Source organism: Streptomyces auratus, from assembly GCF_050433025.1.
Lineage (GTDB): Bacteria > Actinomycetota > Actinomycetes > Streptomycetales > Streptomycetaceae > Streptomyces > Streptomyces sioyaensis.
On the sequence record NZ_JBNGCB010000001.1, the window covers coordinates 2,418,776 to 2,439,983 of the forward strand.

Annotated in this window: 20 protein-coding genes; 19 read left to right on the forward strand and 1 reads right to left on the reverse strand. The window is 68.0% G+C overall.

The window, feature by feature from the left end; genetic code table 11:
• Positions 1-415: 415 nt before the first annotated feature.
• A complete protein-coding gene (locus BKA18_RS10325; RefSeq protein ID WP_366048147.1) occupies positions 416-1,111 on the forward strand; it encodes a hypothetical protein in 696 nt (231 codons plus the stop codon).
• Between the two features lie 27 nt (positions 1,112-1,138).
• Positions 1,139-1,909: a hypothetical protein gene (locus BKA18_RS10330; protein ID WP_366048146.1), complete on the forward strand. Its 771-nt coding sequence runs from the start codon at positions 1,139-1,141 to the stop codon at positions 1,907-1,909.
• Positions 1,910-2,025: 116 nt separating this feature from the next.
• Here the strand turns inward: BKA18_RS10330 and BKA18_RS10335 are convergent, their stop codons facing one another.
• A complete protein-coding gene (locus tag BKA18_RS10335) occupies positions 2,026-2,925 on the reverse strand; it encodes a hypothetical protein (protein ID WP_366048145.1) in 900 nt (299 codons plus the stop codon).
• 395 nt (positions 2,926-3,320) lie between these two features.
• Between BKA18_RS10335 and BKA18_RS10340 the strand changes: the two genes are divergently transcribed.
• The 17 genes from BKA18_RS10340 to BKA18_RS10420 all read left to right on the forward strand — a co-directional run bounded on the left by BKA18_RS10340 (position 3,321) and on the right by BKA18_RS10420 (position 21,192).
• Positions 3,321-4,808, forward strand: a complete 1,488-nt coding sequence (locus tag BKA18_RS10340; RefSeq protein WP_366048144.1) for a hypothetical protein — start codon at positions 3,321-3,323, stop codon at positions 4,806-4,808.
• 461 nt (positions 4,809-5,269) lie between these two features.
• Entirely contained in the window at positions 5,270-5,431 is a 162-nt protein-coding gene (locus tag BKA18_RS10345) for a hypothetical protein (protein ID WP_366048143.1), read from the forward strand.
• A gap of 96 nt (positions 5,432-5,527) precedes the next feature.
• Positions 5,528-7,321 carry a type IV secretory system conjugative DNA transfer family protein gene (locus tag BKA18_RS10350; RefSeq protein WP_366048142.1) on the forward strand — a complete coding sequence of 598 codons (1,794 nt, stop codon included), beginning with the start codon at positions 5,528-5,530 and terminating at the stop codon, positions 7,319-7,321.
• A gap of 110 nt (positions 7,322-7,431) precedes the next feature.
• Positions 7,432-7,680 (forward strand): hypothetical protein, encoded by a 249-nt coding sequence (locus tag BKA18_RS10355; protein ID WP_366048141.1) that lies wholly within the window; start codon positions 7,432-7,434, stop codon positions 7,678-7,680.
• Positions 7,677-8,864 carry a DnaB-like helicase N-terminal domain-containing protein gene (locus BKA18_RS10360; RefSeq protein WP_366048140.1) on the forward strand — a complete coding sequence of 396 codons (1,188 nt, stop codon included), beginning with the start codon at positions 7,677-7,679 and terminating at the stop codon, positions 8,862-8,864. The genes BKA18_RS10355 and BKA18_RS10360 overlap by 4 nt, the downstream gene beginning before the upstream one ends.
• Before the next feature lie 387 nt (positions 8,865-9,251).
• Complete coding sequence (locus BKA18_RS10365; RefSeq protein ID WP_366048139.1) at positions 9,252-10,028, forward strand: class I SAM-dependent methyltransferase; 777 nt, start codon at positions 9,252-9,254, stop codon at positions 10,026-10,028.
• Complete coding sequence (locus tag BKA18_RS10370) at positions 10,025-12,676, forward strand: SUMF1/EgtB/PvdO family nonheme iron enzyme (RefSeq protein WP_366048137.1); 2,652 nt, start codon at positions 10,025-10,027, stop codon at positions 12,674-12,676. Before BKA18_RS10365 ends, BKA18_RS10370 begins: the two co-directional genes overlap by 4 nt.
• On the forward strand, positions 12,673-12,933 hold the full coding sequence (locus BKA18_RS10375; RefSeq protein WP_366048136.1) for a hypothetical protein: 261 nt from the start codon (positions 12,673-12,675) through the stop codon (positions 12,931-12,933). Before BKA18_RS10370 ends, BKA18_RS10375 begins: the two co-directional genes overlap by 4 nt.
• 215 nt (positions 12,934-13,148) lie before the next feature.
• Complete coding sequence (locus tag BKA18_RS10380; RefSeq protein ID WP_366048135.1) at positions 13,149-14,207, forward strand: hypothetical protein; 1,059 nt, start codon at positions 13,149-13,151, stop codon at positions 14,205-14,207.
• Positions 14,208-14,266: 59 nt separating this feature from the next.
• The gene (locus tag BKA18_RS10385; RefSeq protein WP_366048134.1) at positions 14,267-15,739 is read left to right on the forward strand and encodes a hypothetical protein; all 1,473 of its coding nucleotides are present in this window, start codon (positions 14,267-14,269) and stop codon (positions 15,737-15,739) included.
• A gap of 345 nt (positions 15,740-16,084) precedes the next feature.
• Positions 16,085-16,696, forward strand: a complete 612-nt coding sequence (locus BKA18_RS10390; RefSeq protein ID WP_366048133.1) for a DUF4913 domain-containing protein — start codon at positions 16,085-16,087, stop codon at positions 16,694-16,696.
• A 1-nt stretch (position 16,697) separates the two neighbouring features.
• Positions 16,698-17,501 carry a hypothetical protein gene (locus tag BKA18_RS10395; RefSeq protein WP_366048132.1) on the forward strand — a complete coding sequence of 268 codons (804 nt, stop codon included), beginning with the start codon at positions 16,698-16,700 and terminating at the stop codon, positions 17,499-17,501.
• Positions 17,498-17,971, forward strand: a complete 474-nt coding sequence (locus BKA18_RS10400) for a hypothetical protein (protein WP_366048131.1) — start codon at positions 17,498-17,500, stop codon at positions 17,969-17,971. The genes BKA18_RS10395 and BKA18_RS10400 overlap by 4 nt, the downstream gene beginning before the upstream one ends.
• A gap of 38 nt (positions 17,972-18,009) precedes the next feature.
• Positions 18,010-18,537: a hypothetical protein gene (locus tag BKA18_RS10405; protein ID WP_366048130.1), complete on the forward strand. Its 528-nt coding sequence runs from the start codon at positions 18,010-18,012 to the stop codon at positions 18,535-18,537.
• A gap of 31 nt (positions 18,538-18,568) precedes the next feature.
• Positions 18,569-19,345 carry a winged helix-turn-helix transcriptional regulator gene (locus BKA18_RS10410; protein WP_366048129.1) on the forward strand — a complete coding sequence of 259 codons (777 nt, stop codon included), beginning with the start codon at positions 18,569-18,571 and terminating at the stop codon, positions 19,343-19,345.
• A 103-nt stretch (positions 19,346-19,448) separates the two neighbouring features.
• Complete coding sequence (locus BKA18_RS10415) at positions 19,449-20,309, forward strand: SPDY domain-containing protein (protein ID WP_366048128.1); 861 nt, start codon at positions 19,449-19,451, stop codon at positions 20,307-20,309.
• A gap of 235 nt (positions 20,310-20,544) precedes the next feature.
• Positions 20,545-21,192, forward strand: coding sequence for an SPDY domain-containing protein (locus BKA18_RS10420; protein ID WP_429638395.1), 648 nt, complete (start codon positions 20,545-20,547; stop codon positions 21,190-21,192).
• The last annotated feature ends 16 nt before the right edge of the window (positions 21,193-21,208 follow it).

Sequence of the window (21,208 nt, forward strand, 5' to 3'; positions counted from 1 at the left end):
TCGTGCAGCCCAGCAAGCGTTACTAGGGCCGGTGGGGCACGCCCAGTTCGCCCCCTTCCTCGGCCACGGTCCGGCTCTCCCTCGACGGGGCAGTCATAGAGCGCAACGACGAGGGATGAGGCTGTGGAGAACGCTGGCGCGCTCGTCGGCATGGCACGCGGGCCGAGCAGTCGCTGCGGCGCAGCCCGAAGGGCCTGAAGCTGTCAGCGCAGGCCGGGACCGCCCGCGCCCGGTCTCCACTCGCCGCCCAGGAGAGCGCCGCGCCGGCGCGGGAGTCCGCCGCGCGACCAGTCGATCTGCAGACACGACCGCGGGCCTCGCTCGCGCTAGCGCATTTTTCCGGCATCACCAAACCCGTCTTCGGGCCGCATCCTCGTCGTCCGCACGGCCCCAACCTCTGCGAGGTGCACTTCTCGTGGCGGAAACACGTCCGCACATCACCGTCAGCCACCACGACCGCTTCGGCGTCGTGGCAGCGGCTTCGCACGAAAACCATGTCGCCGACCACATGCTGCGGCGGATCGGCTTCGCGCGGCTGCCCGACAGCAACCTCTACGCCCTCACCGAGCCGGACCGCGACCCAACCCGCCGAGGACAACAGGCAGTCCAGTCCCTGCGGGCCGCGCAGTACCACGTCATCACCGACGCTGCGTACGACCTCAATCCCCACACCCCACTCACCACCAACCAAGGTCTTGACCGACTGGAGAATCGTTCCGCCGGGCAGACGGCCTTCGCTTCCGCCCGCGCGCTCGACGCTGACATACGGACAGCTCAGATCGTGGTTCACGACCAGGTGCGTGACCGTGACGGCACACTGCGCGCGGTCGGCACGGACGTACGTACCCGCGAGGGCCTGCTGCTCCGTGGCGAAGGCGATCTGCGCCACGTCGAGGCCCGCCTGGAGCACACCGGCCGCGCGTTCGACGCCTTCTACTCGATGCCCGGCAACGAGCGTCGTGACCCGAGGTTGTCGATGATGCAGCGCCGCGCTCAGGCCGCCACCGCCATCTCCCCGGCCCGTGCAGGTGTCGCGCTGCCGCAGCAGCCAGCCGCCACCGTCGCCTACCGCCCGGCTACCGCCACCCAGCAGCCGGTCCACGCCCGCTGACGCCGCTGCCTCGAAGGAGTCTTCGTGATGAACCTGCCCTACGAGCCCGACGTTGCCTTCGGAGTTCACCCCGATCTTGGTGTGGGCGCCGCGGTACCGGATGACCGGCCGCACCTGGACGAGGTCCTGCGCAAGCACCACTTCCGCTACAGCCAGGACCTGGACGTCTACCTCCTGCCGGAGGGCACACCACACAACATCGCGGTCCGGACCGTGGCCGCCGCCACCCGCGAATTCCAGGACGCCGGCCTCTCCGTCGCCGCCGATCCCCGCATTATGCTGCCGCCGCCCGTCCCCACACCGGACGGCGTGACCGCACGTACAACGCAGCCTGGGCAGTCGTTGACCGCGCTGACCGGCGAGCTGCACGAGCTGCGTCGCTCGGCAGACGTCGCCGATGTGCTGGAGCAGATCCTCGATGAGCACCACGGTGCCGTCGGCGATCTGGAGGAGTTCATCGACACCGCTGCCGCCTGGTGCGAGCGACTCGATACCCCGGGCGGCCGGGAGCTGGGCCAGCACCTGCGCACGGTCGCGCACCATGTCGCCTTCCTCGGCGACCGGTTGGCCGACGCGCAGCTCGATCTGTCGGTCATGCCGGATGTGACACCCAAGGATGCCCCGCCGCTGGCCGACGTTCCGCTCCCGAAGCGGTACGAGGTCCCCTCCGTCACGCACACCGCCCGTGCTCGCGCGGCCGTGGCGTCCTCACCAAAGCGCCCAGCCGACCGTCCTGCGGCCCCGGGAGAAGCGCCCCGCTCCACGGCCGCGCCGCCCAGCTCCCGCCGTACACGCTGACCACCCCTTCCGATCCCAGAAGTACAGAAGAAGGAGTTCCTGTCATGGCCGTTGTTGGTAAGTCCGGCTATCAGAAGTTGCGGAATGGCCCTCCATCCAGTGGAGATCCACGGTGGTCACCGGTCCCGGTAGAGGACTTCATCTGGCTCCCAGTCCGCGTAGAAGTCGTTTGGTGACTCATCCAGCTTGACCTCCTCTGCGAGGCCCTCCAACTCTTCAAGTTCCTCGTGCTCGACAAGCAGGTCGCAGGCCGGGCAGGTGAAGACGAAGGGGGTGAACATGACCGCCCACTCATCCTCGTCCACGTGCGTGTCACCACTAAGCCAGCCCTGCGAGTCGCATGCCGGGCAGGTGGCGGGCTCGTCGTGTTCGATGTGGCCGGGAGAGGAGACTCGCGCAATCGCGCCGAGGACGAGCTCGCGTTCCTTCTGGGGCAAGTGGCCGTAACGTTCCGTGAAGACATCTTTGGCCCGAGCAAGTTTACTCTCCAGCCGGACACGGACAGCTTCCACGTTCTCTTCGAGAAGCCTGTCGTGCAGAGACTCGTAACCGCCCCAGTAGGAAGTGTTGATCTTGAGCTCGACGAGCAAGGGGTCGATCAGCCGGAGACACGTGGTGAAGACGGCATTGACCTCTGACCGGTCGTACATGCCACTGTGTGCGACGCCGTTACGAGCATTGGCTAGCGGTCCAAGCGCCCGCTGATCGACCGGCATTTTCTTCCGCAAGATCTTCTGCGCTCGGGCATGGGCTTCGGCCAAGCCGATGGTCTTGACCTGCTCCGCGGGAACCGAAGCGTGTGACCCGTGACCCGTCGCGTGCAGCAAGGAGTTGAAATCCTTGCCCTCCACTACGAGAGCCGGGTGGAGGCTGGCCAGGTATGACTTGAGGAGATGCTCGGCAGCGATCCCGGCGTGGTGGACCGCCAGGTCATGAGACGACGGGCCTTCGGCGAGCGCGGTGAAGGCCGCGATCATCCATTTGCGCGAAGAGAGCTTGAGCCGTTCAGAGTCCATGGCCAGGACACTAGGCGGCTGGAGCAGACACATTGTCGGAATTTCGGTGGCACTCAATAGTGCCACCGGCGACATATGTCGACTTCTCTCTGCCCCAGCGCCGAGCAGGTCGAGGTCGCAACGGCAGCCGTTCTCGCCGTCCGGACCGTGTTCGGGCAGGAGAACCAGGCCGCAGGTTGCTGGTACAGCGGGATGTTCCAAGGTGCGGAATGCCCGGTGCCGCGCCGGTGTTGCCCGGCTCCGACAGCGCCCCGCCGGTGCGCGCACCCTGGCGGCGGGGACGGTCCAGTCCCGCTCGACGAAGTTCTGGTACGCCTGCTCGGCGGAGATGTCAGAGCAGCGGAATAAAGTCGCCGTTCCGGCCGGGTGGCCCGGCCATCGAGGGGGGAGTCGGCGTGCGTGTGCGCAAGTGGTCCAGGTACACGGAGGACGAGAAGCAGAGGCTCGGGCGGGGCCTCGAAACGGTTCTCAGGGAAGGGGGTGCTCCGGACGCGAAGGCGTTTCTCGCCGAGGGCGACGGTGGCGTACTCATTGAGGTTCCTGCCCCGCCATACCAAGGAGACCTGGATCGCTACGGTCGCGCGCCCATCAAGATACGAAACGGCTGGGCCGACGAAGCAGTCCGAGGGATCCGGCTTCTCGCCGAGCGGGTCGGCATCGACCTGACCTGTCACGGCGAGCACAGCAAGTACGGCGCTGGACATGGCCACGGCTTCGACCCGCTACCTGTTTCCGGGTTCGTGCACATCACGATCCCGTGGGCGGACGCCGATCACCTTTTAGCGGCCCTTGCGGGTGTGGCGCCGATCGTTCCAGCGGAAGAGCCGCAGCCAGACCCAGCTGCGGTCGAGGCACGCGCGAGCGAAGTCCGCGAATCGGCCGAGGTGATTGCCTGCATGGAGGCCGTCACTTCTGCAGGCATCGCCCTGGCACAGGCCGTGACGGCTCTGCGGGCTGCTGCGCGCGACGTCGGGGTCGAAACGTACACCGCTTCACGGCACCGCCTGACGGCCGTCCGTGCCGCTGTTCCGCAGAACACCGACCATCGAATTCCCGGTCCCGATATCTACGATCCCTTCTGGGACGACCCTGTCGGCAGATACCTCATCCATGCCAACTACCACCTGGCCGGACTGCGAGGCATCGAGACGTCGCGACTCCGGGGCATCGTCGAGGCGAGCTGGGAGGATCACAATCACCAGGATGGCGAGTACACACTGAACGAGGCGCACATCGCAGAGGCGATCGTGCGGTTCGAGCCGGGCATCGACTATGTCCGCTTCCGTGCCTATATGCACGTAATGCGCGTGCACGCGACCGAGCGGAACTACGCGGAAGCGTATGAACCCTCTCTCCGGACTGAGCGCGAGGCCGCCGAGCGGGCTGAGCGCGAGGCCGCCATGCAGAAACTGAAGGTCGACCGGGAGGCACGGGCCCGGGTGCAGGAAGCGCGCGCCGCTGCTGCTGCCGAGCGGAAGGCTAGGGCTGGCCAAGCCGCCCAAGCCGGGGCCGTCAAACCGAAGGATGTGTTTTACGTCGTGACAGGCACAGACCGGGTGACCGGGAAGCCGGGGGTCAAGTTCGGCATCAGCAACGGGGACGGAGAGGTCCGGCTGTCGCGGCACGCCCGCGACGGCTACAACACCCGACACCGGCTCTTCACCGGCCTTCCTGAGGGGGTTGCTCGAGAGGCGGAGAACGGGATGCTGGCGCGCCTCAAGGGTGCAGGCCACCGGCCACTGCACGGGCGCGAGTATTACCCGCAGGCAGCCCTTGGACTGATTCTGGATTCGCTCGATGGGGACCTGACCCCTGCCGCCGATTCCGTGGACAAGGAAGTCAAGGCATTGACCGGCCGACCGCACGCACCAACGGCAGGTTGACCTCAACCGGGACGCCAGTTCGCCGGAGATATCCGGGAGTTGCTGGTACTTCCGGCTATTGGAAATTGCGGAATGAGGCCCGCAGCCGCGGCTCAGCGCACGGGATATTGATCATTGCCGTCTCGATGATAGAGATCTATATTGCCTCCGCCTCTCGCTCTGCGTTGGGACACCCTGCTCTGGAGATCTGCCCATCGATTGTGTGATCTTGACTGCGTGCCGAGCTACGGGGACGCGTCAGCGCAAAGTCTTCGTGAGCTTCGAGTTCGGCCCGCTCGGGGGCCTGGATGCTCACGCGGGACGACGGAGGTCCCGTAACGCCCGGCGAACCGCACCCGAGGATGTCGAACTGCTGTAGACCACCCTCCCAGGTCCCTTTAGCACCAATCTCCAGCACCGCCAAACGGGGCATCGCCACCCATCCTCGCCACCCGCACGTCATCCACTCCGGCGAGGTACTCGTGGCAGACATCGCCTCCCACCTCGTCTGCGATTCCACGCTCGCCGCCACATGGGCCGAGATCCGCGAGCGCCGCCCGGACCACCCCGGCTGGCCCACCAGCCCGACCACCGACACGTACACGGCCACGAGCACACAGACCGCCGCGTCCCACCGCCCGTAGGCCACCTCCTTCAACAGCCTCCAGGAGCCCTCGTGATCACCAGAACAACGCGCCGCCCCGCCGTCCCTCACCGCGCCGCGCCACCTGGAACTCACCTTGTCTTCCCCACGCACCAGCACGCCCTCGACCACCACCGGTACCGACCTCCTCCTCTACCTCTTGCTCGCCGTCGCCGGGATAGGTATGGCAGGAGGCTCGCTGGCCTGGCTGTTCGGCAACCTCACCAACGCCGTCGCCGGCTCCGGCCCATGGGCCGCCTACCGCCCTGAAGAAACATTGCTTCATCCGGAGCGGGTCTGGCCTCATCTGCCGCAGCCCGCTCTGGTCACCGGCTGCTACGTCCTGCCGGCCCTCGTCCTCATAGCCACCGCCGTCGTAGCCGCGAAGGTCTGGCTGCGCTTTCGCAACAGCCCGTCGGGGCTGGCCACCCGACGTGACCTGGAGCCTCTGCTGGCCAAGCAGATCGCCGCCAAGGCCATCGACCTGCGCCCCAGCCTGGCGGGCAAGAAGCCCAAGGACGTCGCCCCCGACGACCGGGGCGTCCTGCTGGGCACCTTCAAACCGGGCAAGGACGAACTCCGCTCCTCCTGGGAGGACGTGATCCTGGCGATCATGGCCCCCCGCTCCGGCAAAACCTCCGGACTGGCCATCCCCGCCATCCTGCGCGCCCCCGGCCCCGTGCTGCTGACCTCCAACAAGGCGGCACGCGACGCCTACACCGCAACCATCGACGCCCGCGCCGAGGTCGGTACGGTGTGGACGCTGGATCCGCAACAGATCGCCCACGCGCCACAGACCATGTGGTGGGACATCCTCGCCGACGCCCGCGATCTCGCCGGGGCCCGGCGGCTCGCCGGGCACTTCGTCACCGCCTCCGTCGACGAATCCAGCGCGGGCGACTTCTGGTCCACGGCCGCCGCCAACACCCTCACCGCCTTCTTCCTGGCCGCCGCCCAAGCCCGACGCCCGATCACGGACGTCCTGACCTGGCTGGCCTCGCCGGCCGACCGCACGGCGATCGATCTGCTCCAGGACGCCGGGTTCGACGCGGTCGCAGCCCAGCTCCAGGGCACCGTGGCCGGCGCCGTCGAAACCCGCGACGGCATCTTCGAAACCGCCCGGCAGTACGCCAGCTGCCTCCTCGACCCCGGCATCGCCGCCTGGGTCACCCCACCCAAGAGCCTCGAAAAGGTACGGGAGTTCAAGCCGGATGCGTTCGCGACCAGCAAGGACACCTTGTACCTGCTGTCGAAGGACGGCGGCGGCTCCGCCTCAGCGATCATCGCCGCAGCCGCCGACGCCGTCATGCGCGCCGCCGTCATCCAGGCCGAACGCGATGGCGGGCGTCTGGATGCTCCGCTACTGGCGATCCTGGACGAGGCCGCCAACGTCTGCAAGATCGCCGACCTGCCGGACCTGTACTCGCATCTCGGTTCCCGCGGCGTCATCCCGATGACGATCCTGCAGTCCTACCAGCAGGGCGTGAGGGTCTGGGGCCAGTCCGGCATGGACGCGCTGCTCTCCGCCGCGACAATCAAGGTGATCGGCTCGGGCATGGACGACGCCGACTTCGCCGACAAGATCTCGCGCCTCGGCGGTGAGCACGACGTGCGAACGGTCTCGGTCTCCACCGGCGAGTCGGGCAAGTCGACCTCGGTCTCGATGCGCCAGGAGCGGGTGCTGCCGCTGGACGTGCTCCGCGCGATGCCCAAGGGCACCGCCGTGTTGATGGCCACCGGTATCCGTCTCGCGCGAATGGACCTCAAGCCCTGGTACAAGGGCCGCGACGCCAAGAAGTTGGGCGCCGCGTCCGCCAAGGCCACAGCCTCGATCAGCGAACGCGCTGTCGCCAAGGCGCTGCGCCAGGACGACTTCGGTCCCGCGGCATGACCGGCCCCTCGCAACTCCGCACCCGGGCGAGACCGCTCGGCGCGGCCCTCGCGCCGCACCGCCCGCCCGATCCACTTCCCGACCTTCGCCTTGATCACGAGGTGCTCCCCATGCCACACCCCGTACCGTCCTGGGCTTCCGATCAACCCTCCGAGCAGCTGGCTGACGCTCCCGTCGTACGCCGCGCCGGCCGTTGGTGGCTCGTATCGTCCTCCGGAGCCGTGCTCGCCTCCGACCGCGCCTTCACGGGCGAACTGGACCGCTTCGCCACCGATATGGCCGCCGCCAACCGCGCCGTCGCTGATCTGCACAACGGACGCGACGCTTCCGACACTCCAGTACGCGAGGCCCGACGGTGACGCCGCTCGTCCAAGCCGAGCAGGCAGTCCTTGGAGCGGTCTTCCTGGCTCCCGGCCAGCTTGACCGCCTTTCGCCCTGGCTTCGGCCGGAGCATTTCTCCCGTCCGGCACACGCTGCGATCTACGCCGCGATGCTCAAGCTCCGATCCGACGACCACCCCGCCTCGAAGGCCCAGGACGCTGGCCCCGTACCGATGTCCTGGCCGACCGACACGGTCGCCGAGGCAAGCAAGCACACCCGGGGCCTCACCGCCTCGTACGCACACTCCCTGGTTTCGGCCTGTCCCCGACCCGAGCACGCGGTGGTCTACGGACGGATGGTGCTGGAGGGAGCCATCCACCGCAGTGTCGCCCAGCACGCCACACGACTGCACCAGGCCGCCCGCGCCGACGCGATCAGCGGCGGCGTTGAGGAAACGGTGCACCACGCCCAAGTTCTGTCCGACGTGCTGGCCGATCTCGCGCGCCGCTGGGGCGGCGAGCCCCGGCCCGTAGCACCCCCGGCGTCGGCCCCGTCCCCTCCCGTTCATCCACAGCCGGTGGATGAACAGCTCCTGGCCGATGAGGAGTTCCTCCTCGGTTGCCTCAGTGCGCGTCCCCAGAAGTTGGACGAGGTCGTGGGGTGGCTCCACCCCGGCGATTTCGCCGATGCCGGCCATCAGCAGATCTACCGGTCCCTGGGAGCGCTGCACCATCGGGGCGAGCCCATCGACCAGCTGACCGTGCTGTGGGAGACCCAGCGCCGAGGCGCCTTGGCCGACCGGACCCTCGATACCGAACGCGTTGTGCGGATCTGCGACCCCTCGGCGTTCGCAGGGTCGGCGGAGTACTTCGGCGAGCAGATCGTCAACGCCTCCCTCGTGCGGACAGCAGCAGCATCGGCCCGGCAGGTGCGCGCGCTGGCCGACGACGAGTCCCTGGCATCGGGGCGGCTGATCGGCTACGCCCTCCACGCCCTGGGACCGCTGGAGGAAGTCCGCCGCCGCTGGCGCATCGCCACCGGAGCCGAGCCCGAACCACACCGCGCCGCAGGCCAACGGGGTGCCAGCCCGCCTGCTGCCCGTATCGAGGCGGCCCGATCGCGCAGCCGCCCTCGCTTCGCGGACGCCGCCCCTGCCACGGTGCCCATCGCGGCCTCGCGACCCGCTGTCCTCGACCGTCCCCACCGCCGGAGTCCGTCATGACCGATCATGACCGAGATGCGGGGGCCGTATGCCGCCGCCGTCGCCCGATGGGAGACGGCCACTCGCCCAGCTCCCCGGCCGACCGATGAAGCGGGCCGCCTGAGCCTGCTGTTCGTGGAGTGGATGCAGGGCCTGGCTCCGGGGTGGGTGACCGCCACCCCGGGGCTGGGACGTCCTGCCCAACTGGTCGCTCTGGGCAATGGCGTTGTGCCTCAGCAGGCCGCCCGCGCCCTGCAGATGCTTTCGCCGCCCAGGCCGGTATGCACCCAGGCGATCGATCGGCGCCTCCATGCTCTGGCTGAAACTGTGGCTGATCGGTTTCGTGGAGTTACGGGAGGAGTAGCCTGACGGCGGGCCAGCAGAGCCGTATACCCGGGCGGGGGGACTGTGGAGCGGCGGGATGTTCAGGGACATTACGAGCGGCTTGCTGCCGAGTACGACGAGCATTGGGTATATGGGTCGCACCACATCACCTGGATGTCTGCACGCATAGCCGAGACCCTGCGTCTCTCTTCCGCTGACCGCATCGCCGACATCGGCTGTGGCACAGGGATGTTCGCACGCGAGGTGGCTCGGATCGTCAACCCGGAGCATGCCATCCTCTGCGTGGACCCGTCAGTGGCGATGCTGCGCCAGATCGGTACCCCACCACCCGCTGGCCTGACGCCGATCGTAGCCTCGGCGGAAGACATCGCTTCGGGACGTTCCCAATTACCGTACGGGCAACTGGATGCCATCTGGCTGAAGGAGTCGGTGCATCACGTCGCCGATCCCGCCGCCACCCTGTATGGCCTGGCGGCTCGGCTTGCTCCCGGCGGTCGTTTACTCGTGATCATGCTTCCGACCAGCATCGAGTACCCGCTGTTCCAGGCAGCACTTGATCACTTCGCAGAGCTCCAGCCCGACCCTGCTCTCATTGTCGGCCACCTACGGGAGGCCGGATTGCAAACCCACCTTCGTCACGTCGAGTACGAGTTGCGCCTCGACCGAGAGAAGTACGTCGGGATGGTGCGGGCCCGCTACATGTCGATGCTCTCCACGTTCACTGACAGCGAGATCGAGAAGGGAATCGATGAGATGAGAGCCGCGCATCCGGAGCCGGTGCTCGCCTTTCCCGACTGCTTCGCCTTCTTACTGGGCGTGAAGCCGGAGGAAGGGCGATGAGCATGGTGGTGGACGAACGACTGCAACGGCTCCGCAGCGAACTCGACGACCACTCCCGTGTCGCCGACCGCCTCGGTCTCGATCTCGAACGTCCCTTGCGCAGCCTCAATGATGGCTATCCCGAGAACGCGATCTCTCTCGTCGGCAAACTGACGGAGAAGCTGCTCAAGGAGCTGTGGCGGCACCATGGCATCGAGGGCGACCCATCGGGCCGCGCCCTTAATGACCTGGTCAAGCGGTGTCAGCCGCATATCCGCAGCAGTACCGTCCTGAACGCGCTGGATGACATCCGTCGTCTGCGCAATCGGTCTACGCACGACGGCTACGACATCTCCGATGAGGACGGCCTGCTGGCGGTACGCCGACTCGTCGACGTCCTGGTCTGGTTCACGAGTACCAGTAACTCTGCCTTGCTGGGCGGAGAGCCGCACATGGCTCCCGAGGTCGCCCGTCGCTGCGAGTTCCTCGCCGGGCTGTACATCACCCTGGGCTACCGTCAGGCCAAGCGATTCGTCCTGACCTCCGACACGGTATACCAGCTCTTCTGCCGTGAATCGGGCATGCGCCTGGAGTACGTAGAGCTGATGGTCTCGCAGGACGTGGACGATCTGCGCACCGTGCTCACCTCCAACGGCGGTGAACTGCTGCGCACCCGTCTGCCCAAACTGACCCGCTTCGTCATCCTCGACGAGGCAGGTGAGGACGAGGAGTTGCCCGGCCCCGTCCGCGAACTGCTCGGTCGCGACTACCGGCTGGTGCGCTACGACAGCTTCATCGACAGGCACGTCGACATTGCCGCCCACCTGGCCGACGTGACCTCCGTGGACTGTGCCGAACCACGTAGCGCTGTCACCGCCACCGTGCTGTCCACCGATGCCCGCACGGGAGAGTCCCTAATCCAGACAGCCGAGGACGCAGCCGTCCTCCTCGGCCGCCTTGCCCGTGGCCAAGCCAACGTTCTGATCACCGGTCGTCCCGGCAGCGGCAAAAGCACGTTGCTCCAAACACTGGCCGCAGACCCCGATGCACGGCGGTTTCGCTTCTACTTCGACCTCAGTCTCAAAGCGAGGGACGAGACCTTCCCCGAATACGCCGCACGCCTGCTGTCCCCGTGCATGACGGCGGACCGCTCCCGTGCGTACGACCTGTTCCTCTACCTGATCCGGTCCGGTTCTGCGTTGTGCGTCCTGGATGCGGTTGACGAGGGTGTGGACGAGGCCAGCCCCGCCGGCTTTCTGCGGCTCTTCGCAGATCTGGCCCCGGTGCTCTCCGCTGAGTCCACTGTGGTCATGAGCTCGCGGGTGTCATTCCTCGCCGACTCCCCCCAGGTCCGCCAGCTGTTGGACAGCGGAGCCGCCCGGTCCGAGCAGCTGGTTGAGCAGATGTACGCGAACGGAATCGACCCGGCCCGAGTACCGCACTTTCACCTCGTACGGCTCGCGGATCCCGAAGCCACATTGCTGGAAGTGCGGCTGACCGCCCTCCTCCAACATGCCTCTCCGCAACCTCTCGACGCGTTACTCGGCGCACACATCACGAAGACCCTCGCCGACCACGGTCAGGCCAATACCGAACATCGCCTGCCCGCAGTCTTCGGAAGGGCGTTCCTCACCGATCAGACGGTCTTCTCCCTCGTCGACCTGCACCGCGACCTTGGCCCTGGTGCCTTCACCGACGGTCGTCTCGAACTCGACAGCTGCGTGCTCGCCCCCCTGTTGCGGCCAGCCGGTCCGGACCAGGTCGCCTTCGTCCATACCGCCTACCAGGAGCTGCTGGCTGCCCGATTCCTTGCCACCCCGAGCGGTCGCGAAGAGGTAGCAAAGCTGCCTGGAGATGCCTTCATCACCGAGCAGGTGAGAGCCTTCCTCGCCCGCATACCGGCGATTGTTCCCTCCGACGAGTGCGTCCTTCCCGCTGGGGTACACCTCGTCGGGCCGGCTGAACGGCTTTTGTTACGCCGCGTGCGACACGCGGTCCGATTCGACCGCCACGCCGTCACGGTCGGCCGCTACCGCCGCTTCCTCGACGTCCTGCGGCCCGACGGCACCTCGCCCTGGGACCACCCAGACCAGCCAGACAACGTCACCCACATCCCCTGGACCGACCGGCTCCGCGAAGCGGATTACTACCGCAATGCCCGCTACGACGACTACCCGGCCATCTGCGTCAGCTGGTGGAGCGCCTTCGCCTTCGCCGCCTTCGAGGGAAAGCGCCTGCCCACCGCGCTGGAATGGGAAGCCGCAGCCCGCGGAACGGACGGACGTCTCTTTCCCTGGGGTGACGAGTCTGACGGCGCGCCGGTCAACTGCGCTGACACGTGGGTCGGTCATCCCGTGGTGACCTTCCACGCCTGGCAGCAGGAGTTCGCCCAAGAGGCACTTCGCAGAGCGTGGGTCACCCCGGTCAGCGAAAGGGCCGCGAATTGCTCCCCGTACGGCATCACCGACATGGCAGGGAACGTCTGGGAGTGGACGTCCACCAGCCTGGATGACGCCGGGGAAGCGGTCATCTGCGGTGGCAGCTACGACAATCCGCTGCGCGCCGTGCAAGCGAGCAGCAAGGGCATCTACCGGAAGCGTGGCTGCAGTAACGCAGTCGGTTTCCGTTGCGTACAGGACATCACCGACCCGGAGGTGGCCACCTCATGAGCGACGCGCGGCACGGCACTATCGTCGACCGCCGGCCCACCGGCGGCGGACTGACCGGCGCGGTCGGTGCCTTCATCGTCCAGGACGAAGCGGACGGTCGCTACTACACCTTCGACTACACGCAGATCGTGACCGAAGGCTTCCGCACCATCCGCACTGGTGAACGCGTGCGGTTCCATGCGGCCGCAGACCGTCCCGGTGGCGCTGAGTTCGTGGTCAGGCTCGATCAGCCAGACCCTGCCGAGTACTACCGGTGACCGTTGACCTGGAGGCTGTCGCCGGGGCGCGACAGCTCCTCATGGTCGTGCTCCCGGTACGGTTGCTGCGCACTCCGGACTGGCCGGAGGGGCCCTTCCCGTTCGAGCTCGGCAGCAGACGGACGGATGCGGCCACCCGTGCGACCTACTTCGCGCCCGCCTCCGCCAGAGTGCTGTACGGGTCGCCTGGGCGCCCCTGTCGCTGGTATCGGGCAATGTCACTCGGTCACGACGGGCTGCATCTGCAGGGCATGGAGCTGCTGCGTACGGCCACGGGACGCAGCCACGGACACGCTCTGGCGGTACTGCACTTCACCGTGGACAGACCACTGCTTCCGGTGCTGCGAGCGATAGGCCACCGGCCCGATGCCGGCCCCGACCCACTCACCGGCCCGTTCGCGCCGCAGCAGCTCTTCGGACAGGTGGCCGAGGTCCGCGACGGCACCGAAACGTTAGCGATCTCCCGCCCGTACACCATCGCCCTCCTCACCCCAGAAGCCCACCACACGCCCGCGCTTCGGCCTGAGCCCACGGCAGCACTCCCGCCTACCGCCGACCACTGGCTGTGGCAGCTGGCATCCCGTTCCACACCACGCGACTTTCCTCTCGCTCCCGAAACCGCCGTCGACGAATTCGATCAGGCTGTGCGCATCTCCGCCGACTGGAGTGCTCTGGTGCTGCGGCACAGCGCCGCCTTCCTCGGCCATCGCGCCGACGCCGGCGCGGGCGACTTCTACGACTACGCGGCCTTGCATGCCCGCACGGTCTACCTCGACGCCCTGCTACTCGGCACGCTCCAGCGTGACCACATCGACCGACTCACCGACGAACTCTCCGGGGTATTCGACGGCCCGCATCTTTCCGCCCAAGTCGGTTCGTTGGAAAGGAACATCGCGCACTTCCGCAGTACGTACTGGCGCCAACACCTGACCGCCCACGGCCCGGCGAACGAACTACTGCTTGCCTTCCAGGCTCAGTACCGATTGCCCGAGCGTTTCACGGAGATACTGGCCGAGGCCGCGGACTACAGCCGACTGGTCCAGAACCAGGAAAGCCAGCAGATCAGCGGCGCTCTCGGAGTCCTCACCATCCTCGGCCTCCCCCTCGGCACAGCTCTCAGCGTCCTCCAGGTCCTCGGCGACCAGTCCGCCACCCACCTGCTCGTCGCCCTCGGCCTGTCGATCGCCGCCACCGCCGCCGCCCTCACCACACGGTACGGACGCCTCGTCATCTCCTCCCTCCGGGGTGGTGCCGGCCCTGAACCGCCCGCCTAAGGGCGTGCAGATCATAAAACTGTGGGACGCGGGTACGTGCCCGGCGCAGAATCACCAGCATGTTCACCCCTGATTCCGGTGCCTCCGCCGGCGACTCGGCCTCCGGCGGTTCCCGGCCGTCATCGCCGGGCGCGGCAGATGCCGTGCTCCCTGCCGTCGCGAGGGGCGGCAAGGTGCCCTTCAATCGTCGCGTCTACATGGTGGTCGAGGTCATAGACCGCCCCGAGGAAGTCGACCTTCTGACTCAGTTGTGCGAGTCGTTGGGTTGGCCCGTACGGCTGCCGCTCGCCCAGGAGACGTCAGTGGCGCCGCAGGGCGACTGGGCCGTCAGGATCGTCGAAGCGCGTATACGCAGTGTGCGCGACGGGGCGGTGCAACAGGCGGTGGCCACGTTTGACACGCTTGCCCAGGACGCCGGCGTATCCGCGAGTTGCCGAGATGCCACGCTGGTGGAGCCTGTGCACCGGCCCCTGATTGAGTGGCATTTGCGCGGCAGGCGCCAGTCACCAACTCAGCACCTGCGACACGCGACACATCTGCTGACGCGGACCGCTGGCCACGATCAAGCTGCCGGCACCGTCCGCCTCGTACGCGTCCCCACCTCGCTTGACGAGCCGCGTCTTCGCCGGTTGGCCCGCAGCCGTCGTTCCGCGCGTACCGAACTCTCCCGGCATCCGCTGTCGGGGCGTGAGTTGGACGTCGATCGGCACGTGCTGACGATGCCCAAGACCCGTGTGGCGTGGCAGACGGCCGCCATGCTGGGCCTGCTCTTCGTGGCGGCGATGCTGATCCTGTTCGGCGCCGGTCTGTGGTCGGCGATGGGCCTCGACGATCCGCGCGTTGGCGCTCCCGTCCTGTTGCTGATGGTCACCTACGTGCTGGTGGGCGCAGTACTGGCCCTTCGCGGTACGGCAACCCATCGGGCCGTCCCATGGATTCTTCCCCTGGCGGCACCACTGGCCGTGCCGCTGGTCCCGTGGCTCGGGACGCTAGTCCAGCGCGCCTATCTGTCGCCGTTCGAGTTGGAATTGCCGCCAGGGAAGGAAGGGGTCGGGAGCATCCTCGCCGGCGCTTGGGTATTGTCCGTGTTCCTCGGCACGTTGTTCCTGCCCATCGCCTATCTCGGCTGGATCCGATTTCTGAACTCGTCGGTGGACGCGCGGGGTTCCTGGATGTCGTGGACCTTCATGCTGAGCGTCGGCACCGGCCTGGCAATCGCCTTCTCCCTGATCGTTCTGCTCGGAGCGGGCCAGAGCGGCGTAGCAGACCGACGGCTGGCGGCTCAGGGCAAGGACATCCCCGAGTACTTCGGCCTTAGCGCCGACTATGTCTGTGTGGCGCTGCCCTCCGGTGACACCCCGTACTACGGCGTCCGCCCGCCGACCAATCACCCTGTCATCTCCTTCGGTCAGACAGGCGACCGCATCGAGCTCTGGATCCCCAGCGCCCGACAGAAGGCAAGCCTCCGCCTTGAGGATGCCCGCATCAGGGTGGTGCCCCACCTCGACTCGTCTTGCGGGACGGCCGAGTGAGCTCCATGCGCCACGTGCGACGATAAACGCCAAGCTAAGAGCGCACCTGCACTTGGCAAGCAGCCGCGAGAGCACCCTTCGTCGGAGCCGCGGATCAACATCAGCCACACCGTGACCTCGTCCGCGTGCCACCACGATGAAGCGGAACAACGGCAGTGCCACCGCCGACAGCCCCGGCCGGAAGCCACTCCCGGCCGGCGTCCATGTGTGCCGGTTTCATCGCAGGGCTGCCCGCATCGCCTAGCGCTCTGAGCGGTGCGTCTACACCAGTTTTCCGGCCAGGCCAAACCTGGGATTTTCCGGACCCTCGACACCCCAACCACCCGATCTTGCGGAGGGGTAGTCATGTCCGGACCCGCCCACGATGGCGACAAGTCTGTGCGCATACCTGATCACGACCTGGACGACCTCGTATCCACGGTCGCGCGGCTGGTCGCGGAGAGTCGCAAGCAGAGCGAAACGCTCGCCCGGCTCACCGACGACCAGCCGCTCGCAGAGGCTGGCGAGCCTGCGGAGCCCACCGTCGAGCCCGGCGCGGTGCCGGTCAGCGACCGGAGCGCGAACACGCAGGACTCGCAGGACGACGGCCCGTCGTCCGTCTTGATCCTGGCGCTCGACGGCAAGGCGTACGCCGAGGAACTCGCCGCACTGACCAGCTGGGTTCACCACCTGCTCCTGCCGGTCTACGGCAGGGAGATCACCACCAGCCGGCCGTGGTGCCAGCAGTGGCGAGAACACCCCGAGGCCGTCGCCCGGCTTCACGCCCTCTGGCTCGCCTGGCAGCACCTCACCGACGTCGAAGCCGGCCTCACCGGCCCCTCAACATGGCACCGCGACCACCTCGACCCGGCGCTGCTTCAACTCCGCACACCGGACGGGCCCTTCGGTGCGTGCACCACCAGCCCGGCCCGCCCCAACCACCGGCTCCTGGCCCCGCCCGAGCCTGCCGGAGTCTGACATGGCCAGCACCTACGCCCCGGTGCCGGACTACCGGATCGACGGCTTCGAGGCCGCCACCGAGCGGATCGAGGAGGGCTTCTTCTCGCTCACGCTCTCGGACGACATGTTCGTGCCCCTTGCCGAGCACCACAGCGCTGACGGCCGCGACACCTACCTGCTGCTGTACGACCGCGCTGCGATCTGGGACATCCCCGGCATGGCGGAGTACGTCTCACTGCACATCACCCGGGACAACGACCAGCGAACGTTCGACTTCGCGTACGAGAGCCACCCTGTCATTCCGCTGGCGCAGAACTGGCTCATCCGCCAGGGCTGCCCGGCCGAATCGGCGGAGCTGTCCAAGAACCACGGGCCCCGGCCGGCCGACGCCCTCACGGCCCGGCTTGAGGATCTGCTCAGGGCCAATCCGGGCGACCGGTACAAGGTCATCGACCACTACACCGACAACCCGTCGTCCTTCGACTTCGGCACCGAGGTGCGGACCCTCGTCCGCGACAGCCACCCCGATTCCGCAAGCGCTCCGTATCGGCTCTTCCTCGAAGAGACCACCAAGGACTTCCGGTCCTACACGGTGCGGGAGGGCGCCTTCGTCACCGCCGAAACTGCGGATAGCTGGGCCATGGAGCGGTCCACTCCGCTCCCCGTAGCACCGGCGCCCCAAGGCACGGTCGGCCTCCGGGCAGAAGCTGCTCGCGCCCGCTCGACGGTCAAGGCCAGCGGCCTCGCCGTAGCCCCGGCTCGCGTCGCACCACCTCGGTCTACGGCGGATGCGCCGGCACGTCCGCGTCGGAGCGCACCGTGAGCCGGGCACGGTACGCCTTCGCGGCTCACCCCGAAGCCCTCGCCGACCTGCGCACCGTCCCGGACAAGATTCGGGACCTGGCCCTGCTGGAGCTGCAGCATCTGGTTCACGGCAACGAACGCGGGGCTGCCCTGCAACGCGAACTGGCGGGCTGCCACAAGGTATACGTCGATCCGGAAACCCGATGGCGTCTCGTCATCCAATACCGGGACGCCCCAGCCTCGTCCCAGCACAACCGGGAGATCTACCTCCTGGCCGTCGGCGAGCGCCAGGACCAGGCCGCCTACCGAACCGCGGCACGCCGGCTGGAGCGCGAGCGAGAGGCCACCGCCCGTACGCCGCCTCTCGCGCGTCGCGCCCAGGCCGCCAGGGCCCGCTCCCCGCACGGCAGCAGCGGCCGGGCCAACCCCAGCCCGCAGGCGCCTGCGGCTTCCGCCGCGCAGCCGCGTGCCCGTCGTACCCGCTCGTGATCCCCAGCTCTTCGCACAAGACCGCACGAAGGATGTTCATGTCCCCCTCCACCCCGCCGGGTCTCGGCACACGGCTCGTCGCCGCCGCTCTCGGAGTCGACCGCCCCGCCGACTTGCTGGCCCGGCATAACTTCCTCAGCCCGCACGGCCAGATGGCTGCCCTCATCGTGGACGCTGCCTGGAAGGTCGACGACCTCGACCACAAGATCGTCCAGACTTCCCGGTCCGCCTACCGAGAGCTGCAGGCCATCGAGCGAGGCGTCGGCAGCACCGTCCTCGGCACCATCGGCGCGGACATCAACATCCTCGCCGAACGCCGCGGCCAGAGCGCCGATCATCTGAAGGCTCTGACCGGCGCATACCGGCGCTCGGTACCTCAAGCCGAGGACCCACCGGCCAAGGAGCGACGCCGCTCCGCGTCCCGCGCGCAGGCCACCTCGACCCCGGCTTCCCCGGCACGGGCCGCAGCACTGCGCACGGCTGCGGCGCCGCCTGTCCCCGCTGCCCCGATGTCCCCCGCCGTCACCTCACCCGCGCCCGCAGAACGCTCTGTGCGCTCCCGCTGACGGCGCACGACCGATACTCGGAGAACTGGACATGTACGACCACGCATCGGCGAAGACCGAGGACGTCCGCCACGCGATCGGCCGCCTCGCCCCTCGCTGGACCACCTGGACCCTGCAGACCATCCAGCAGCACGGCCAGATGCGCTTCACAGAGATCGCCTCAGCGCTGCCGTGGATCGGAACCCAGAACACGCAGTGGGTTCTGCGACGCATGCTCACGGACGGCCTCTTGGACCGACCGCAGCTCGGGCTCTACGAGGTCGCCCCGCTCGGCCGCCACGCACACAACGCCCATCGCGCGCTTGCTTCCTGGCACCGCGCGCATTTCACCGACTGCGGCCCGGTGCTCGCCGAGGCGGAGCGCACGGAAGATGCCCTGCGCCGGCTGCGCGGCAAGGGCGCGGTCGACGTCCTCCACGCCCTCTCGCAACACGGCCCCTTTCCGAACGGCGAACTGCGTGAAGAGGCGGGACTCGCCACAGGCTCCTTCCATTACCGCGTCCAGCAGCTCCAGGAGGATCAGCTCCTCACCCGCACCGGCCCCTCCAACCGCGCGTACGACCTGACGCCAGCCGCTCAGGCACTCGGGCCCGTGTACGTAGAGCTGGCCGCCTTCGAGTCGATGGCCTCATCCGCCACTGTGCGACACAACCCCACAACTCGGCCGACGGCCGGCATGGCGAGGGCCAACGCGGCTGTCCGGCGGACCCCCTCGGCTTTCCCGGGGTTGTTCTCTCACGCCCCAGAGCCACAGCCGCACGTCCCGGCCCACGTCACGGCGCTCTCCCGCCCATCCCGGACCAAGTGATCCACATGCCCACAGCCAGACCCCGCAGCCACAACGGCGCCCGCGCACGTTCCATTGCGAGCCGCGCGGGCGCCCGTGCACCACCCCTTCGGAGTTGATCCTCATGCCCACCACCGACCCTCACGCCCTCGACCCCGCCGCCGATGTCCTCATCACCCCCGCCTACCTCGCCGGTCCCGGCACTGATGACGCCATCTTCAACACCCTTGACTCTGCGACAGACTGGACCAAGGTCGTGGCTTTCGGCGAGGACACGTACTACACCAGCCCGTGCCAGCGCGTGCGCATCGCCAATGTCATGGACAGCCACTACGGCGGCTGGACGTTCTCATACGCCGAGGACCCGCTCGGCGTACCGGACTGGATCACCACCTTCGACCGCGACACCCCCCGAGAGATCGTGGCGGCGTTCACGGACACGCTCGTCGCCGGGCTGCCCAACAATTTCGCCGACTACCTCAGCGGCGGCAAGCACCACACCGGGCACACGCCCGCCACCGTGCTCTCCAGTCACCAGTGGGAGGCCGTCCGCAGCACGCGGCCGTTCCGGATGGTTTCGCCCGACGGTCACTCCGCCTACCGGATACGCGGCGGCTGGCTCCACGAATACGACGAGCTACTTGACCCGGAGAAGTCGACCTGGCGCATGTCCGCCGGCCCTGACCCCATCTCCACGCCCAGCTGGCAGGCGTACTTCAGCCGGGGCACCCCCGAGCACCTCATCACCGCCACGGCCCTCGCCCTCACCGACCCAAGCCCCGTCATCCGCGCTGCACTCCTCATTCCCGACCGCCACCGCTCCCTGGTCGAGACCCAGCCCCTGCACCCCGACCAGGCGACCTCGCGCATCACGGCTGCGCTGGCCCGCAGTTCGCGCACCAACGCGGTGCACCAAGTCCATCCCCCACCACCCGCACCGGCCCCCGTCACACCCGTCATCGCCAGCTCGCGCCGTCAGCGCTGACGCCCGCACCTCACCCGGAGATCCGATCCGTCATGCCCACCCAAGCTCCCGACGGGGACATCTACCTCTCCCCGGTCTACCTCGCCGGCTCCACCTTCACCGGCGACCCCGCCCTCCAGCCACTCCTCGATCAGGCGTTCCATCTCCACCTCGACGAACTATCGAACGTCTACGTCACTTCGCCCGAACAGCACGTCCGGCTGGGTTACCTCCCCGAAGGCGAGGACTCCACCCTCTGGAAGATCGCCGTCCACTCCGACCCGTTCGCCCCGCCCGCTGGCTCGCCACCTTCGAGAACACCACGCCCACGGAACTCGTCGCCGCCTTCACCACCGCCCTCGCCCACGACTACGCCCAGGGCCACGACACCCACCTCTACGGCAGCACCGGCAGGGACCAAGGCTTCCAGCCGCTCGTCGATGCCGGCTGGCGCACAGGGAAAGGGCCACACCTCAGCGTCTCTGTCGCGCCCGACGGCCTGGCGGAAATGAACCATGTCCGAGGGGCGCTGGATCACCAGGCCGAGCTGTCCGGCTACCAGTACCGCTGGAGCGCCAGCGGCGGACGCGACGGCTACGCCTCACGCTGGCACGCGACGTTCACCACCCACACCCCCGCCCACCTGATCGCCGCCACCACAGCCGCCCTCGCAGACCCCACACCGGTAGCCCGGTACAAGGCCGATGTACCCAAACGGAACCTCACCGCAGCCCGAGTGACCCCCATTCCCCCACCAGCGCCGACGCCACTCGACGTCCGTCGCGCAACGGCAGCCCACGCCCGCTCCACCGGCCACCACATCATCCGCAGTTCTCCAGCAATGCCCGCAACTGCCTCTGGCACGAACACCGCTCCACCCATGCGCTCCGCCCACCGCCGATGACCCCTGCCGTCGCCTC

Excerpts from the sequence above, each read along its gene's own strand:
- BKA18_RS10330 (WP_366048146.1), top strand. The coding sequence starts at position 1,139 with ATGAACCTGCCCTACGAGCCCGACGTTGCCTTCGGAGTTCACCCCGAT.
- BKA18_RS10335 (WP_366048145.1), bottom strand. The coding sequence starts at position 2,925 with ATGGACTCTGAACGGCTCAAGCTCTCTTCGCGCAAATGGATGATCGCG.
- BKA18_RS10355 (WP_366048141.1), top strand. The coding sequence starts at position 7,432 with ATGCCACACCCCGTACCGTCCTGGGCTTCCGATCAACCCTCCGAGCAG.
- BKA18_RS10370 (WP_366048137.1), top strand. The coding sequence starts at position 10,025 with ATGAGCATGGTGGTGGACGAACGACTGCAACGGCTCCGCAGCGAACTC.
- BKA18_RS10375 (WP_366048136.1), top strand. The coding sequence starts at position 12,673 with ATGAGCGACGCGCGGCACGGCACTATCGTCGACCGCCGGCCCACCGGC.
- BKA18_RS10380 (WP_366048135.1), top strand. The coding sequence starts at position 13,149 with ATGTCACTCGGTCACGACGGGCTGCATCTGCAGGGCATGGAGCTGCTG.
- BKA18_RS10385 (WP_366048134.1), top strand. The coding sequence starts at position 14,267 with ATGTTCACCCCTGATTCCGGTGCCTCCGCCGGCGACTCGGCCTCCGGC.
- BKA18_RS10390 (WP_366048133.1), top strand. The coding sequence starts at position 16,085 with ATGTCCGGACCCGCCCACGATGGCGACAAGTCTGTGCGCATACCTGAT.
- BKA18_RS10395 (WP_366048132.1), top strand. The coding sequence starts at position 16,698 with ATGGCCAGCACCTACGCCCCGGTGCCGGACTACCGGATCGACGGCTTC.
- BKA18_RS10405 (WP_366048130.1), top strand. The coding sequence starts at position 18,010 with ATGTCCCCCTCCACCCCGCCGGGTCTCGGCACACGGCTCGTCGCCGCC.
- BKA18_RS10410 (WP_366048129.1), top strand. The coding sequence starts at position 18,569 with ATGTACGACCACGCATCGGCGAAGACCGAGGACGTCCGCCACGCGATC.
- BKA18_RS10415 (WP_366048128.1), top strand. The coding sequence starts at position 19,449 with ATGCCCACCACCGACCCTCACGCCCTCGACCCCGCCGCCGATGTCCTC.